Source organism: Providencia sp., assembly GCF_040396775.1.
Classification (GTDB): Bacteria; Pseudomonadota; Gammaproteobacteria; order Enterobacterales; family Enterobacteriaceae; genus Providencia.
Map to the genome: position 1 here is coordinate 38,844 of NZ_JBEBNT010000012.1, position 16,278 is coordinate 55,121.

Annotated in this window: 20 protein-coding genes; 13 read left to right on the top strand and 7 right to left on the bottom strand. The window is 42.4% G+C overall.

Annotation, left to right across the window (positions count from 1 at the left end; genetic code table 11):
• Positions 1-302: 302 nt before the first annotated feature.
• The 3 genes from zapG (at position 303) to degS (ending at position 3,655) form a co-directional block, all read left to right on the top strand.
• A complete protein-coding gene (zapG, locus tag ABWP91_RS13375) occupies positions 303-707 on the top strand; it encodes a Z-ring associated protein ZapG (protein WP_004908297.1) in 405 nt (134 codons plus the stop codon).
• A 373-nt stretch (positions 708-1,080) separates the two neighbouring features.
• Positions 1,081-2,475, top strand: a complete 1,395-nt coding sequence (locus ABWP91_RS13380; RefSeq protein WP_353243652.1) for a Do family serine endopeptidase — start codon at positions 1,081-1,083, stop codon at positions 2,473-2,475.
• 115 nt (positions 2,476-2,590) lie between these two features.
• Entirely contained in the window at positions 2,591-3,655 is a 1,065-nt protein-coding gene (gene degS / locus ABWP91_RS13385) for an outer membrane-stress sensor serine endopeptidase DegS (RefSeq protein ID WP_353243653.1), read from the top strand.
• Between the two features lie 79 nt (positions 3,656-3,734).
• Here degS and murA read toward each other — a convergent pair whose 3' ends face one another.
• The 7 genes from murA to mlaF all read right to left on the bottom strand — a co-directional run bounded on the left by murA (position 3,735) and on the right by mlaF (position 8,572).
• Complete coding sequence (murA, locus tag ABWP91_RS13390; RefSeq protein ID WP_353243654.1) at positions 3,735-4,997, bottom strand: UDP-N-acetylglucosamine 1-carboxyvinyltransferase; 1,263 nt, start codon at positions 4,995-4,997, stop codon at positions 3,735-3,737.
• 52 nt (positions 4,998-5,049) lie between these two features.
• A complete protein-coding gene (ibaG, locus tag ABWP91_RS13395) occupies positions 5,050-5,304 on the bottom strand; it encodes a BolA family protein (RefSeq protein ID WP_206083559.1) in 255 nt (84 codons plus the stop codon).
• A 216-nt stretch (positions 5,305-5,520) separates the two neighbouring features.
• Positions 5,521-5,811 (bottom strand): lipid asymmetry maintenance protein MlaB, encoded by a 291-nt coding sequence (mlaB, locus tag ABWP91_RS13400; RefSeq protein WP_353243655.1) that lies wholly within the window; start codon positions 5,809-5,811, stop codon positions 5,521-5,523.
• A gap of 1 nt (position 5,812) precedes the next feature.
• Entirely contained in the window at positions 5,813-6,442 is a 630-nt protein-coding gene (gene mlaC, locus ABWP91_RS13405; RefSeq protein ID WP_219244565.1) for a phospholipid-binding protein MlaC, read from the bottom strand.
• A 36-nt stretch (positions 6,443-6,478) separates the two neighbouring features.
• Positions 6,479-6,976 (bottom strand): outer membrane lipid asymmetry maintenance protein MlaD, encoded by a 498-nt coding sequence (mlaD, locus tag ABWP91_RS13410; RefSeq protein WP_047756207.1) that lies wholly within the window; start codon positions 6,974-6,976, stop codon positions 6,479-6,481.
• A 3-nt stretch (positions 6,977-6,979) separates the two neighbouring features.
• Positions 6,980-7,762 (bottom strand): lipid asymmetry maintenance ABC transporter permease subunit MlaE, encoded by a 783-nt coding sequence (gene mlaE, locus ABWP91_RS13415; RefSeq protein ID WP_353243656.1) that lies wholly within the window; start codon positions 7,760-7,762, stop codon positions 6,980-6,982.
• Between the two features lie 6 nt (positions 7,763-7,768).
• On the bottom strand, positions 7,769-8,572 hold the full coding sequence (mlaF, locus tag ABWP91_RS13420) for a phospholipid ABC transporter ATP-binding protein MlaF (protein WP_353243657.1): 804 nt from the start codon (positions 8,570-8,572) through the stop codon (positions 7,769-7,771).
• A gap of 484 nt (positions 8,573-9,056) precedes the next feature.
• On the opposite strand from mlaF, the gene kdsD reads away from it, so the two are divergent.
• The 10 genes from kdsD to npr all read left to right on the top strand — a co-directional run bounded on the left by kdsD (position 9,057) and on the right by npr (position 16,098).
• Entirely contained in the window at positions 9,057-10,025 is a 969-nt protein-coding gene (gene kdsD, locus ABWP91_RS13425) for an arabinose-5-phosphate isomerase KdsD (RefSeq protein WP_353243658.1), read from the top strand.
• 14 nt (positions 10,026-10,039) lie between these two features.
• Positions 10,040-10,600 carry a 3-deoxy-manno-octulosonate-8-phosphatase KdsC gene (gene kdsC, locus ABWP91_RS13430; RefSeq protein ID WP_353243659.1) on the top strand — a complete coding sequence of 187 codons (561 nt, stop codon included), beginning with the start codon at positions 10,040-10,042 and terminating at the stop codon, positions 10,598-10,600.
• A gap of 16 nt (positions 10,601-10,616) precedes the next feature.
• On the top strand, positions 10,617-11,210 hold the full coding sequence (gene lptC, locus ABWP91_RS13435; protein WP_353243660.1) for an LPS export ABC transporter periplasmic protein LptC: 594 nt from the start codon (positions 10,617-10,619) through the stop codon (positions 11,208-11,210).
• Positions 11,194-11,757, top strand: a complete 564-nt coding sequence (gene lptA / locus ABWP91_RS13440; RefSeq protein WP_353243661.1) for a lipopolysaccharide ABC transporter substrate-binding protein LptA — start codon at positions 11,194-11,196, stop codon at positions 11,755-11,757. Before lptC ends, lptA begins: the two co-directional genes overlap by 17 nt.
• Positions 11,758-11,762: 5 nt before the next feature.
• A complete protein-coding gene (gene lptB, locus ABWP91_RS13445; protein ID WP_206083550.1) occupies positions 11,763-12,488 on the top strand; it encodes an LPS export ABC transporter ATP-binding protein in 726 nt (241 codons plus the stop codon).
• 36 nt (positions 12,489-12,524) lie between these two features.
• The gene (gene rpoN, locus ABWP91_RS13450) at positions 12,525-13,967 is read left to right on the top strand and encodes an RNA polymerase factor sigma-54 (RefSeq protein ID WP_353243662.1); all 1,443 of its coding nucleotides are present in this window, start codon (positions 12,525-12,527) and stop codon (positions 13,965-13,967) included.
• Between the two features lie 22 nt (positions 13,968-13,989).
• Positions 13,990-14,277, top strand: coding sequence for a ribosome hibernation promoting factor (hpf, locus tag ABWP91_RS13455; protein WP_219244574.1), 288 nt, complete (start codon positions 13,990-13,992; stop codon positions 14,275-14,277).
• 94 nt (positions 14,278-14,371) lie between these two features.
• The gene (gene ptsN / locus ABWP91_RS13460) at positions 14,372-14,839 is read left to right on the top strand and encodes a PTS IIA-like nitrogen regulatory protein PtsN (RefSeq protein WP_353243663.1); all 468 of its coding nucleotides are present in this window, start codon (positions 14,372-14,374) and stop codon (positions 14,837-14,839) included.
• 114 nt (positions 14,840-14,953) lie between these two features.
• Entirely contained in the window at positions 14,954-15,805 is an 852-nt protein-coding gene (rapZ, locus tag ABWP91_RS13465) for an RNase adapter RapZ (RefSeq protein WP_206083546.1), read from the top strand.
• A gap of 5 nt (positions 15,806-15,810) precedes the next feature.
• Complete coding sequence (gene npr, locus ABWP91_RS13470; protein ID WP_353243664.1) at positions 15,811-16,098, top strand: PTS phosphocarrier protein NPr; 288 nt, start codon at positions 15,811-15,813, stop codon at positions 16,096-16,098.
• Positions 16,099-16,278 lie beyond the last annotated feature (180 nt).

A 16,278-nucleotide genomic window follows, 5' to 3' on the forward strand; every position in this document is an offset into this window, starting at 1 on the left:
GTTTTTTTACCGTTATTTGATATACACTGCCTTTATTATAACCAGATTCAGTTATCATTTAACTTTCGGTTAACGCATCATCATAGAGTAAGGAAATTCACCTTAAGATTCCACTCTTAAAGTTGTTAACTGTTTTACAATTACTCGATTCAAGCGTTGTGGTTTTTATCATCACTTAACCACTAAATTACAATATGTTGAGATGCTTTACTTGACGTCTACATGCAACTTGAATTATTTAAGGTATAGTAACGGTAACGACGCTTAATTTCTGCGAACATTGAAGTAATGAAGGAGTCAGCATGACCTGGGAGTATGCATTAATCGGATTGATTGTCGGTTTTATCATCGGTGCATTAGTTGTCCGCTATGGTAATCCAAAACTTCGCCAACAAAAAACAGCGCAAGCTGAGCTCGACAAAAAAAGTACTGAACTGGAAGAGTACCGTAAAGAATTAGTCAGCCACTTTGCTCGTAGCGCAGAATTATTGGATAAAATGGCGCGTGATTACCGTCAGCTTTACCAACATATGGCACAAAGTTCATCTGAATTAATGCCAGATATGCCAGCGCAAGATAACCCGTTTAACTACCGCTTAACGGAATCTGAAGCCGATAACGATCAAGCGCCAGTAAAAATGCCACCAAGAGATTATTCGGATGGCGCATCGGGCTTATTTCGCCCAATCGAAGAGAAAGAAAAATAGTTTTTAATTGTATATCACCAGTGAGCATCCCTTACTGGTGATTTCTTGTTGTATTGACTCAAATCCCCCCTTCAATTCGTATCATCTGCTGTTAAATATTCATTTAATAATCCTGAACAATATTTCCATCTAAATTAAATTTAACGATTTATTTAGCTACCGTATAGAAGTTAAAGTATTACTTAAGTTGCATGTAAATAGATGTAAAAGAGTGGTTAATTGCTATCTGTAAGTGGAACTTTTGCGCATAATCTGTGGTCATAGTCATCAGTAAAATTGAATCTTATACCAACCAAATAGGAACTCATTGTGTTTGCCAAACAAAAGGCTCACAGTGAATTTAACCTTTATTCTTGAGAGAATTGACTGAATTATGAAAAGAAAAAACTTTTTTCTTACCGCAGTAGCAATGAGTTTAGGCTTATCTTTAGCCACTATCCCAACGATAAGTAGCGCAGCACTCCCTGCAACATTGCCAGCAACGGCGCAAAGCCAAAATATGCCGAGCCTTGCACCCATGCTGGAAAAAGTTCTGCCTGCCGTAGTGAATATTCACGTATCGGGAACCCGTGTACAAAACCAACAAATTCCAGAAGAGTTGAAATTCTTCTTTGGTCCAAATGCACCTTCCCAGCAACAAAGCGTACGCCCATTTGAAGGTCTTGGTTCAGGCGTTATTATTGACGCGCAGCAAGGTTATATTTTAACCAATAACCACGTCATTGATGGTGCGGATAAAATTCAAATTCAATTAAATGATGGTCGTGAAATTGCAGTCAAACTGATTGGTAAAGACCAACAAACCGATATCGCCTTACTAAAAATTTCGAGCGATAAAGATATCAAAAACTTAACAGCGGTGAGCATTGCTGACTCCGATAAATTACGTGTTGGTGATTTTGCCGTTGCCGTTGGTAACCCATTCGGATTAGGCCAAACAGCGACTTCAGGGATTATTTCTGCATTAGGTCGTAGTGGCTTGAACCTTGAAGGCTTAGAAAACTTTATTCAAACTGATGCGTCTATCAACCGCGGTAACTCAGGCGGTGCCTTAGTGAACTTAAATGGTGAGCTGATTGGTATCAACACGGCTATTTTAGCACCGGGTGGTGGCAATATCGGTATCGGTTTTGCTATCCCAAGTAATATGGCAAAAAATCTGAGCGAGCAGCTGATTAAACACGGCGAAGTTAAGCGCGGTATTTTAGGTATTAAAGGAACTGAGATGAACTCTGACATCGCAAAAGCCTTTAATATTGATGCTCAGCGCGGTGCGTTCGTCAGTGAAGTTCTGCCGAAATCATCTGCTGCAAAAGCGGGTATTAAGTCAGGTGACGTTTTAGTCTCTGTCGATGGTAAACGCATTAATAGCTTTGCGGAATTAAGAGCCAAAATCGGTACTAGCCAAATCGGTAAAGAAATTACTATTGGTCTTATCCGTTCAGGTAAACCGATGGATGTGAAAGTGGTGCTTGAAAATGATGAAGGCTCAGCAACACGCGCAGAGAAATTAAGTGAATCATTATTAGGCGCAACGATTTCGAATGCGACTATTAGCAATACACGTGGTGTTCAAGTGGACAGCGTCGCACCTAAATCCCCTGCCGCAGCTATTGGCTTAGTCAAAGGTGACTTAATCTTTGGCGTGAACGATCAACGCGTTGAAACTATTGAGCAATTCCGAAAAATCATTGATGGTAAGCCCCCAGTACTGGCAATGAAAGTCTTACGTGATGGCGAAACCTTATATTTATTAATGCGCAATTAATTAATAAAAGTAGGTCTTAAAATCAATAAAACAGGTACAGTATCACTCTGCTGTATCTGTTTTTTTATGTTATGCTCAGTACATGTTTAAAAAATAACTGAATCTCCAATATCTTATGGTAAAGAAGCTTACTGTTTCTGTCATGCTAGGCCTATTGATCGCATTGATTATCATCATCGCGGTGCCTTCCTTGCGCCCGCAAGGTTTAGCGGATTTTCTGTATGGCAGAACGGATAGTGAGCCTGTTAGTTATAATAAAGCCGTACGCCGTGCAGCCCCTGCCGTAGTTTATGTCTACAGTAGCTCTAAAGGCAGTTTTTCCCAATCTGGTCGTGAGCTTAAATCGTTAGGCTCTGGCGTAATTATGAGCCAAAATGGCTACATCATTACCAATAAACATGTGGTTGATAATCCAGATCAAATCTTAGTTGCCCTACAAGACGGCGCTATTTTTGATGCCTTACTGGTAGGTTCTGATTCATTGACTGACCTTGCCATATTGAAGATTGATGCGGATAACCTCCCTGTTATCCCAATCAATACTCAACGTGTCACCCATGTGGGGGATGTCGTCTTAGCTATTGGCAATCCCTACAATATTGGTCAAACCGTCACTCAAGGCATTATCAGTGCGACAGGCCGTGTGGGTTTAAGCTCTACACGTAGGCAAAATTTCTTACAAACCGATGCTTCAATTAATTCAGGCAACTCAGGTGGAGCTCTGATTAATACTGAAGGCGAGTTAGTTGGGATTAACACCCTTTCCTTCACTGCTGGCCAAGGTGTGACTTCAGAAGGCCTAAGTTTCGCCATCCCGACAGCGCTAGCGACTAAAATCATGGATAAGTTGATCCGCGATGGCCGTGTGATCCGTGGTTATATAGGTATTACCGCACGCGAGCTACCGCAAATTAGATCAAACAACAATAATATTAACCAGATACAAGGGCTACGAGTTTTCCAAGTTGCACCAAATGGTCCAGCCGCTAAATCTGGTATTGTTCAAGGGGATATTATTTTATCTGTTGATGGAAAACCTGCAATCTCTGCCGCTGAAACCATGGATTTCGTCGCTGAAATTCGCCCAGGTAGTAAAGCCTCTGTGCAAATCCTACGAGACGGCGAAATGAAAACTATCGATGTGGTGATTGAAGAAAATCCAGAAGGGCAAGCAAGTTAATTACAGACAAATAAATTTGACGATAAAAAATGCCGTTCAAGTGAACGGCATTTTTGTTTTAATTCAACAAACGAGAAAGTTAGTCGTCTGAATGAACACGCTGAATATCTGCTCCTAAACCACGCAGTTTATCTTCAATATGTTCATAACCACGGTCAATGTGATAAATACGGTCAACTGTTGTGGTGCCTTCTGCAATACAACCGGCAATAACAAGGCTTGCAGAGGCACGTAAATCCGTTGCCATCACTTGTGCGCTAGTTAACTTCTCAACGCCATGGCACAACACTGTATTACTTTCAATTTCGGCATGCGCACCCATACGGATAAGCTCAGGAATGTGCATAAAACGGTTTTCGAAAATCGTTTCAGTGATAAGCCCTGCACCTTCAGCCACTAAGTTCAGTAAGCTAAACTGCGCTTGCATGTCTGTTGGGAACCCTGGGTGTGGCGCAGTACGAATGGTGACCGCTTTAGGGCGTTTACCTTCCATATCTAAGCTAATCCAGTCATCACCAGTTTCAATCGTTGCACCTGCTTCACGCAATTTAGCTAATACTGCATCCAGTGTATCTGGGCGTGCATTACGGCAAATCACTTTACCGCGAGAAACTGCCGCCGCGATTAAGAATGTGCCTGTTTCAATACGGTCAGGCAGAACTTGGTATGTACCACCACCTAAACGTTCAACCCCTTCAATCACAATACGGTCAGTACCTGCACCCGTGATTTTTGCGCCTAGGGTATTTAAAAAATTGGCCGTATCTTCAATCTCTGGCTCACGCGCCGCATTTTCGATGACAGTGGTGCCTTCAGCTAATGTTGCCGCAGTCATAATTGAGACAGTTGCCCCAACACTGACTTTATCCATCACAATGCACGCCCCTTTCAGGCGACCATCGACGGTGGCTTTCACATAACCATCTTCCAGAACAATATTTGCACCTAATTGTTCTAAACCAGAAATATGTAAATCAACAGGGCGGGCACCGATAGCACAACCGCCCGGCAGAGAAACTTCGCCATGACCAAAACGTGCCACTAAAGGTGCCAGCGCCCAGATAGAAGCACGCATGGTTTTCACGAGGTCATAAGGGGCGCAGTAAGTGCTTACTGTGCTCGCATCAACAAATACCGAACCATTGCGTTTCACTTTCGTGCCAAGTTGGTTCAATAATTTAATGGTGGTGTCGATATCCCTCAAATGAGGAACATTCTGTATTTCTACTGGCTCTTCAGCCAATAGAGCAGCGAACAGGATTGGCAGCGCAGCATTTTTCGCGCCAGAAATAGTAACCTCGCCCGATAAACGGGTTGGTCCTTTAACTAAAAACTTATCCATTCAAGTATTCTCGTATGTCGAATTGTACAGGCTGTTCGCTTAGGCTTTGAAATCAAAGGCCACTAAGTTTACGATCGCGCTCCCATTGCGCAGGGGTGTACGCTTTAATTGATAGAGCATGAATGCGGTTATCCGCAATATATTCCATCAATGGCGCATAAATTGCTTGCTGTTGCTTAACACGGCTCATCCCGTCAAACATGTCACCGACAGCGATAACCTGAAAGTGGCTACCATCACCTGTAACAATAGCCTCATCCAGAGACAACTTTTCCATCAATACTTGTTTTATTTCGTTGGTTTCCATAGTGACTCTATTATGATTATTTGTGGTTTTTCAATTTTACTCTGACTAATTCTAGTTGAATGTGCCCAATTAGTCACAACTCGAATTGAAAGAGCATAAACGCCTATCCTAAAGGATTAAGCCTAACACTTAAACCAAAGAAAACGCCTCTAACGCACAAATGCACGTAGAGGCGCTTATTTTTACATAACTTGACTGAATTTAGGACTCATCACCTTAATCCAGAATGATGGTTTTCACCCCATATAACTCAATAAGTGTATTCAAGTTATCACTGGCACCTATAATATTCAGCGGCAGTTTTTTGGCTTGGAATTCACCTTTTAAGCGAACTAACATGGCAAGCCCTGTTGAATCTACATGGGTTAAGCCAGAAACATCTATTTTTTCAATCTGTTCCAGCAATGGGGATTTTTTATCCCAAAACGACATCAACGAATCACGGTCTAATGAGCCCGTCAAATGCAGTGTTGATTGCGTTTTTTCCCATGCCAATGCGTGGCTCATATTAGTTTTTCTCTTCTAGCGTAATTGGCGCTTTTGCACTGATTTCTAACTGTTTTGTTAAACCATCAATACCTTGTTTGCGTAAAATATCGCCCCACTCATTTTGCTTGGTGGTGATCATACTGACACCTTCGGCGATCATGTCATATGCTTGCCAATAACCTGTTTTACTATTTTTACGCCATTGGAAATCTAAGCGCACCGGTGGACGGCCATTGGTGTCAGTAATTGTGACACGAATAGCAACGATATTTTTATCACCGACAGGCTGTTCTGGTGCAATTTGGTAGGTTTGACCATGGTACATCGCCAGTGCTTGGCCATAAACCTGCTCAAGATAATCTTCGAATGCAGCGAAGTAAGCATCACGCTGTGCAGGCGTTGCACCTTTATAGTAAGTACCTAAAACCAACGCGCCTGCATATTTAATTTGCACATAAGGCAATAATTCTTCACGAACAATCGTTCTTAGATATTCAGGATCTTGTTTGATTTTTGGTTGTTCAGATTTCAACCGATTAAAAGTTTTTGCTGCCGCCTCATCCATTAATTTATATGGATTAGTTTGGTCTACTGCCATCGCAAATGGCGCAATAGCCAACATGGCAACCATCATTAAACGTTTAAACATAATTCATTCCTTTAACTATATTGAGGGAGCTTCACATTACTTAGATGCGGGCTCTGCACCTTGGCTATCGCCACTCTTATACAAGAACTGCCCGATTAAATCTTCTAACACCATTGCGGGTTTAGTGTCTTCAAGGCGTCCACCATTTTTCAAAATCGCAATCCCTAACTCTTCATCATCAGGGCCAATATTCATGGCAATATACTGTTCACCAAGTAAACCTGATGTACGAATGGATAACGAACTTGAATCTGGAATATTGTCATATTCACTTAGTAAATCGATTTTCACTTCAGGCACATAGTTCTTTTTATCGAGGGTGATACTGGCAACACGGCCAACAACCACACCACCGACTTTGATCGGAGAACCTTCTTTCAAGCCACCAATATTTTCAAAGGACGCTGATATTTGATAGGTGGATTGGCTACCAATCGATTTCAAATCGGCGACTTTTAAACACAAAAAGATAATGGCAGCGATAGCCAACAACATAAAACAGCCAACCCATATTTCACTTTTTTTACTTTGCATGACTTAGTTCCCAAACATCAGTGCGGTAAGTACGAAATCCAGTCCTAAAACAGACAATGACGCATGAACAACGGTTCTCGTTGTTGCTTGGCTGATCCCTTCCGAGGTTGGAATTGCATCATAGCCATTAAACAGTGCGATCCAGGTTACAGTGAATGCAAACACTAAGCTTTTGATAACACAGTTAACCAGATCTAACCGCCAGTCGATAGAAGATTGCATTGATGCCCAGAAAAAGCCTTCATCAATCCCCTTCCAATCCACACCAACCAATGCACCACCTAAAATACCAACAGCCACAAAAATCAGTGATAACAATGGCATACTAATAAAACCAGCCCAGAAGCGTGGTGCAATAACCCGTCTTAATGGGTCAACCGCCATCATTTCTAAGCTCGAAATTTGTTCTGTGGCTTTCATTAAGCCAATTTCAGCCGTCAATGCCGAGCCTGCACGCCCTGCAAATAACAAGGCCGTCACAACAGGGCCAAGCTCCCTTAATAAAGAAAGCGCCACCATCATGCCCAGACTAGCTTCTGCACTGAATGTGGTGAGGACAAGATACCCTTGCAGCCCTAACACCATACCAATAAATAAACCCGATACTGCAACAATCAATAATGATTGCACGCCCACCGCGTACAGTTGCTTCATCAGAAGCGGCCACTGCTTGCCAAACTCAGGTTTACCCAATAAGGCACGAAACAGCATGTAGCCAGCTCGACCAAAGGCAGAGAAAGTCTCAATCCATCGACGTCCGAAGGCTGCTATCGCCTTTATTATCATTTTATTTTACCCTAATAAATCAGCCAGATAATCATTGGCGGGAAAACGGAACGGCACGGGTCCATCAGCAATACCATCAAGGAATTGACGCACACGTGGGTCTTGGTTATCACGCAGCTCTTCACCCGTTCCCTGCGCAATCACATGCTGCTGGGCAACAATATACGCATTATCTGCAATGCTCAAGACCTCTGGCACATCGTGAGAAACCACCACACAGGTTACGCCAAGCGCTTGATTCAGTTCATCAATCAATTTAACCAAGACCCCCATTGTAATCGGGTCTTGCCCCACAAAAGGCTCATCAAACATGATCAAATCTGGGTCAAGGGCAATGGCGCGAGCTAATGCGGCACGGCGCGCCATCCCACCGGAAAGTTCAGATGGCATCAATGTAGCCGCCCCACGTAACCCAACTGCCTCTAATTTCATCATCACGGTCGTGCGAATTAAAGACTCTGGTAAATTTGTATGTTCACGCAGTGGAAACGCTACGTTATTAAACACGTCCATATCAGTGAACAACGCCCCTGATTGGAACAACATGCTCATTTTCTTACGTGATTGGTACAGCTTTGAACGTGATAATGACGGAATATTGTCGCCATCAAACCAAATTTCACCTTCACTTGGGCACAATTGCCCACCAATCAAGCGTAGCAATGTGGTTTTACCAATCCCAGATGGCCCCATTATTGCTGTAATTTTACCACGAGGAACCGTCAGGTTAATATTTTCGAATATTTTCCGATTGCCTCGAGTAAAGGACATGTTCCGTACTTCGATTAAGTTGTCTGTCTGTGCTTGCATTGTTAAATAACTCGTTATACATCATGCCTGAATATCATGTTTATCTATTCAGATATTACCGAAAGATAAACAGAAAATCGTCTAATATCACAACGAAATAGAATTTATAGTATTATAGCGCCGAAAATGTGACTTTTAATGTTACAACTGTGTTTTTGTATAAACGCCACGGATAAAAACTGGGCAAATTAATTTATAGTCAGTAAAAATTGCCTGCAATAACAGCAGATAGCTCTTAGAATATGACAATTAATTAAAGGTGAGGATACGCGAATTTACCTGCCTATTTTTGGTTCAAGATGCTAAAAAAAGCAGATTTTACCTTTCCAATTGTACTTTGGGTCACAGTAAAATAACAATTCGGCACGAAACTATCATTAAAGATAGCTTAACAGACAAAATACTTACCGATACTAAGTATTCGTTATACAATTCATTTTTGCTTATCCGATTCACTTATTAAAAGCTACGCATGGAACGAGAAATGTCAAACTTCGATTTTCAGAAAGTAGGTAAAGAAGTTCTCCATATCGAACACGAAGGCTTAAAAAACCTAGAACAATATATTAATGCTGACTTCAACCATGCTTGCCAATTAATTTTCGGCTGCGAAGGTAAAGTTGTCGTGATGGGAATGGGAAAATCTGGGCACATCGGTCGTAAAATTGCTGCAACCTTAGCCAGTACAGGCACTCCCTCCTTTTTTGTTCACCCGGGCGAAGCTAGCCATGGTGATTTAGGGATGATAACAAATAAAGATGTGGTACTGGCAATCTCAAACTCAGGTGAGTCTGGTGAAATTTTAGCGTTACTGCCTGTTTTAAAGCGTATTAAGGTTCCCTTAATCTGCATGACGAACAACCCTGATAGTAATATGGGAAAATATGCAGATGTACATTTATGCATTAAAGTGCCACAGGAAGCCTGTCCATTAGGACTCGCACCAACCACCAGTACTACTGCAACCCTAGTAATGGGCGATGCCTTAGCTATCGCATTGTTGACTGCCCGTGGGTTTACCGCCGATGATTTCGCACTTTCTCACCCTGGTGGCGCACTTGGGCGCAAACTTTTACTCTTAGTTCGTGATTTAATGAATACGGGTGAAGATATCCCCCATATTCCTAAAAGTGCGTCTTTGCGTGAAGCTTTAGTCGAAATTACCCGTAAAAAATTGGGCATGACAGTCGTCTGTGATGACGAGATGAATATTGAAGGTATTTTTACAGATGGTGACTTACGCCGTATTTTTGATATGGGAATTGACCTGAACAACGCAAAAATTGCGGATCTCATGACCCCAGGTGGCATTCGAGTTTCGCCAAGTATGTTAGCGGTTGAAGCGCTCAATTTAATGCAATCAAAACACGTGACCTCGCTGTTAGTCGCACAAGACAACAAATTAGTGGGTGTTTTACACATGCACGACCTGCTTCAAGCAGGTGTTGTATAATATAAGGAAATACCATGGGTTCTCAAAACTTGGATACCTGCTACGGCTCAGTGGCAACATCCGTTATTGAAAAGGCAGCCAAAATTAAGCTGTTAATTTGTGATGTTGACGGCGTGATGTCCGATGGCTTGGTGTATATGGGGAATAGTGGTGAAGAGCTTAAAGCCTTTAATGTGCGTGATGGCTACGGTATTCGTTGCCTGTTAACGTCCGATATTGACGTCGCCATTATTACAGGTAGAAAAGCGAAACTCCTTGAAGATAGAGCAAAAACGTTAGGCATTACACATCTTTACCAAGGCCAGAGCGATAAGCTTTTGGCGTATCGCGAACTGTTAGATACACTACAGTTAGCAGAAGACGAAGTGGCTTATATTGGCGACGACCTCATCGACTGGCCAGTTATGGCACGAGTCGGGTTATCTGTTGCTGTTGCGGATGCGCATCCGCTGCTCCTACCGAAGGCGAACTACGTAACACGCATCGGTGGTGGTAAGGGCGCAGTGCGTGAACTTTGTGACCTGATCCTTCTTTCCCAAGGTAAATTGGAAGAAGCGAAAGGCTTATCGATATAACGAATAGATTGAATTCATGAGCAATACGAAGAAGTGGTTAATCATTATTTTGTCCTTGGTTGCGCTGGGGCTTATCGGCTGGAATTTAGCGGGTAATGACGCATCAGACTCACAGGAAAAAGTAATCAATGATGGGCAACCTAATTATCAAACCGATGATTCAGTGACTTACGTCTATAACCCAGCGGGAAATCTAGCGTATAAACTCGTTTCAGATAAAATTGATAATTATACTGAAGGGAAAATCACGTGGTTTTCGAAACCCGTTTTAACCACTTATAACGAAGCTGGTGTGCCAACATGGACAGTCACAGCCTTCAAAGCAAGGTTAACAAACGACAGAGTGCTTTATCTGTACAGTGATGTTCAAGTCGATAGCCTAACAAAAGAATCACAGATCCAACGAATTACAACTGAAAGTGCAGTTGTCAATTTGACAACACAAGACGTTTCATCTGACGATAAAGTGACCATTACGGGTCATGGTCTTAATTCTACTGGTTTGAAAATGAAGGGGAATCTTCGTACCAGAACTGCAGAATTAATCGAAGATGTGAAAACTCATTATGTGTTACAACCAGAAGAGCATCAAAATGAATCAAGTAACTAAGAAGCGTTTTATTCAAGGAGCAGTTGCCAGTGCAATTTTGGCTCTTAGCCTCCCTGCAATGGCATTAAAAAGTGACACCCAGCAACCGATGAAGATTAACTCGGTTAAGCAATCCCTTGATTTAGAAAAGAACGTCACCACATTTACCGATGATGTCATCATTAAACAAGGCTCAATTGATATTCGTGCTAACAAAGTGGTTGTAACACGTTCAAGCAGTGATTCCGATAAAATCGTCATCGAAGCATTCGGTAATCCTGTGACATTTTATCAGTTACAAGATGATGGTAAACCAATCAAGGGCCATGCAAACAAAGCGCGCTATGAAGTTGATAAACAACTCGTCACTTTAACGGGCGGTGCGTATTTAGAGCAGCTAGACAGCAATATTCAAGGCGATAGAATCACCTACGTTGTGCCAACACAACAAATGGAAGCCTTTAGCGATAAAGGCAAACGCGTAACAACCGTGATTTTGCCTGCGCAATTGCAAGAAAAAGGCCCAGCAACAAACAATTCATCAGCAACTACGGGTAAGAGTAAATAATCGTTATGGCGACACTAACCGCAGAGAATCTGGCTAAATCCTATAAAAAACGCAAGGTTGTTGAAGATGTCAGCCTTGAAGTTAAATCAGGCGAAATTGTTGGCCTGTTAGGGCCAAATGGTGCCGGTAAAACCACCACCTTTTATATGGTTGTGGGCATTGTTCAGCGGGATGCGGGCAAAATTCTCATTGATGGTGAAGATATCAGCTTACTGCCACTGCATGAGCGTGCACGCCGCGGCATTGGCTATCTTCCTCAAGAAGCCTCTATTTTCCGTCGCCTTAGCGTTTATGATAACCTGATGGCGGTATTAGAAATCCGCGAAGACTTAACATCTTCCCAACGTAAAGAACGCGCTGAAGAACTGATGGAAGAGTTTAGCATCACACATCTTCGCGACAGCATGGGGCAATCCCTTTCCGGTGGTGAACGCCGCCGTGTTGAAATTGCAAGGGCACTGGCCGCTAATCCAAAATTCATCTTATTAGATGAACCTTTTGCCGGTGTTGACCCAATTTCTGTCTTGGATATTAAAAAAATTATCCAACATTTACGTGACTATGGCCTCGGTGTTTTGATTACCGACCATAATGTCCGTGAGACATTAGATGTGTGTGAAAGAGCCTATATTGTCAGCCAAGGCCACCTGATTGCCCATGGTACACCAACGATGATCTTGGAAAATGAGCAAGTGAAACGTGTATACTTAGGTGAAGGTTTCCGGTTATAGGCCGTATTTCGTTTTTAGGGAGAAGAAAACAGTTTCATGAAGCAAAGTTTGCAGCTCAGAGTCAGTCAACAACTTGCGATGACCCCTCAATTGCAGCAGGCAATCCGTCTGTTGCAACTTTCTACACTTGAGCTTCAACAAGAAATCCAACTCGCGTTAGAAACTAATCCCCTTCTTGAACAGGAAGAGTTAGGTTCTGAAACTGACTCGGTTGACTCCCTCGACACCACAGATAGCAGCGAACTCGACACGAAAGACGCATTAGAAAACAATGATATGCCTGATGAACTTCCTCTCGATGCTGATTGGGATGAAATCTACACAGCAGGCACACCATCAGGTACTAGCAACGATTACAGCTTCGATGAATTGCCTGTTTACCAAGGTGAAACAACGCAAACATTGCAAGATTACCTAACATGGCAATCGGAGCTCACACCGTTTACGGATACAGATCGTGCGATTGCTACCGCAATTATTGATTCCATAGATGATTCTGGCTATCTCACCACAACAATCTCTGATATACATGAAGGGATTGATAACCCTGAAATTAGTTTAGAAGAAGTTATTGCAGTACTAAAACGCATTCAGCACTTTGACCCTTTGGGTGTTGCTGCTCAAGACTTGAAAGAGTGTTTATTGATTCAGCTTTCGCTTTACCCAAAAGAAACGAATGGGCTACAAGAAGCAAGGTTAATCATTAGTAATCATATCGATTTGCTGGCTAACCGTGATTTTAGGCAGCTCAGTAAATTAACCCGTTTAAAAGAAGATGCACTTAAAACGGCTATCGATTTGATTTTAACGTTAAATCCCAAACCAGGGCAGTCTATCAATACAGGTGAATCGGAATACGTCATTCCTGATGTTTTAGTGAAAAAGATAGCTGGACACTGGCAAGTTGAGCTAAATACAGATAGCATTCCTAAACTAAGTATTAACAATCATTATGCTTCGATGGCAAATAGTTCAGCTAGCGATGATGATACACAATATATTCGTAGCCACCTGCAAGATGCAAAATGGTTGATTAAAAGCTTAGAAAGCCGCCATGAAACCCTGTTAAAAGTGGCGACCTGTATTGTCGAACAGCAACAAGAATTCTTTGAGCTGGGAGAGGAACACATGAAACCCATGATACTGGCAGATATTGCCTATCAAGTGGACATGCATGAATCCACCATCTCACGAGTGACAACTCAAAAGTTTCTCCACAGCCCACGAGGCATTTTTGAGTTGAAGTATTTTTTCTCCAGCCATGTGAGTACGGATACAGGCGGCGAAGCCTCCTCTACCGCAATTCGGGCCTTGGTAAAAAAACTGGTTGCTGCGGAAAATCCCGCAAAACCATTGAGTGACAGTAAATTGACGAGTATGCTGGCAGAACAAGGCATCCAAGTGGCTCGTCGTACTGTTGCTAAGTATCGTGAATCGTTATCTATTCCGCCCTCAAACCAGCGTAAACAACTGGTTTAATTGATAAAATAAGGAAGGTTGTATGGAATTTCAGATTACTGGACACAATATTGAAGTTACTCCAGCACTGCGTGAAACTGTTGAGAAAAAGCTCAGTAAATTAGGGCAATTGTTCGACCGTATTAACAGTATCCAAGTCGTCCTGAAAGTTGAAAAAGTTCAGCAAATTGCTGAAGCAACCGTGCAAGTTAATGGAGCGGAGCTCCATGCATCAGCGGAAGAAAATGACATGTATGCCGCTATCGATTTACTGGTAGACAAACTGTCACGCCAATTAACCAAACATAAAGAAAAACTGAGACAACATTAATACATTGATGAGGCTTGTTCGTTAAGCCAATGAATGTTTCAAACCAGATGGTGGCATACACCATCTGGTTTTGTAGTCCTAAGTGAACAATAAAATGAATAGTGATATAGAAATCCAGTTAAACGACGTTTTATCATCAGCCTGTACACGTAATAATATTGTGTGCACCAGTAAAAAAAGAGCCCTAGAAATTATTAGTGAGCTGGCTGCCGTTGAATTGGAATTACCTGAAAATACGGTATTTGAAGCGTTATTAACCAGAGAAAAAGTGGGTACGACTGGTATTGGTGGCGGGATTGCAATCCCTCACGGCAAGCTGGATGAAAGCGAAAGTTCTCGCGCAGTCGGCGTGTTTTTGCATTTGGAAGAACCTATTGCCTTTGATGCGATTGATAATCAGCCTGTTGACCTGCTTTTTGCATTGCTCGTACCATCAGACCAATGTAAAACGCACTTGCACACGCTGTCGCTTATCGCCAAAAAACTGGCCGATAAAACATTCTGTAAGCGCCTACGCTGCGCGCAAAGCGATGATGAGCTCTATCGTATTATTACAGAGTGATAATTTATGTGTCTTGCTATAGCCTAATGATATTGTTATGGTTTCTATCGTTAGAAATAACAAAACACAGCTTATTAAGACATACATCATTAGGAAACGAAAGGGAGTAAGCTCATGGTGCTGATGATTGTCAGCGGCCGTTCCGGTTCGGGGAAATCCGTTGCCTTACGTGCGCTGGAAGATATGGGTTTCTATTGCGTGGATAACCTGCCAGTCGTATTACTGCCAGAGTTAGCTAATTCACTGGCTGATCGTAACATATCAGCCGCAGTGAGCATTGATGTGCGTAATATGCCCGACAATCCAGAAGTGTTTGAAGAAGCAATTGATAAATTACCCGCAAGCTTCTCTCCACAGCTTTTATTTCTGGATGCCGATCGCAACACTCTGATCCGCCGTTACAGTGATACTCGTAGGTTGCACCCGCTTTCAAGTAAGAACCTTTCTCTTGAAAGTGCAATTGATGAAGAAAATGAGCTTCTTGAGCCGCTACGCTCACGGGCAGACTTAGTCATCGATACCTCTGAGATGTCTGTGCATGAATTAGCGGAAATGCTCAGAACACGTTTAATGGGCAAACGTGAGCGTGAACTGACCATGGTGTTTGAGTCTTTCGGTTTCAAACACGGTATCCCGATTGATGCAGATTATGTTTTTGATGTGCGCTTTTTACCAAACCCACACTGGGACCCGAAACTACGTCCAATGACAGGTCTCGATCGCCCTGTCGCTGCGTTCTTGGATAGGCACACTGAAGTTCATAATTTTATCTACCAAACGCGTAGCTATTTAGAGTTATGGCTACCGATGTTAGAAACGAACAATCGCAGCTACTTAACCGTTGCGATTGGTTGTACGGGGGGTAAACACCGTTCCGTCTATGTTGCAGAACAACTTGCTGACTATTTCCGTTCCCGTGGTAAAAATGTGCAATCACGCCACCGGACGCTCGAGAAACGCAAGTAACTGAAATGACGGTAAAAGCCACAATAACACTGAAAAACCGCCTTGGAATGCATGCAAGACCGGCTATGTTACTTTATGATTTAGTTCAACAATTTAACTCTAAGGTTATTTTGCGCAATAATAGCCAAATTGAGGCCGAGGCGGATAGCGTTATTGCAATGTTGATGTTAGACTCGGAACAAGGCAGTAAAATTGATATTGAGGTAAATGGCACCGATGAAAATCAGGCATTAGCCGCCATTGTTAACCTGTTCGAAAGTGGGTTTGATGAACTCGATGAGTTTAATACCTGATGGGTTTAATACCTGATGGATTAAATAAAGGGTAAGCTCATTTTCAGTCTAACAATAAAAATATCAATATGCGTATTTTTACAAAGGCAGGCTTGGAGATCGTGATCCTGATCTCTTCCCTTTAAAGCGCATTGCGCCTAATATTTTAATCAAAATTTATTTATAGCGACACCCCCTACC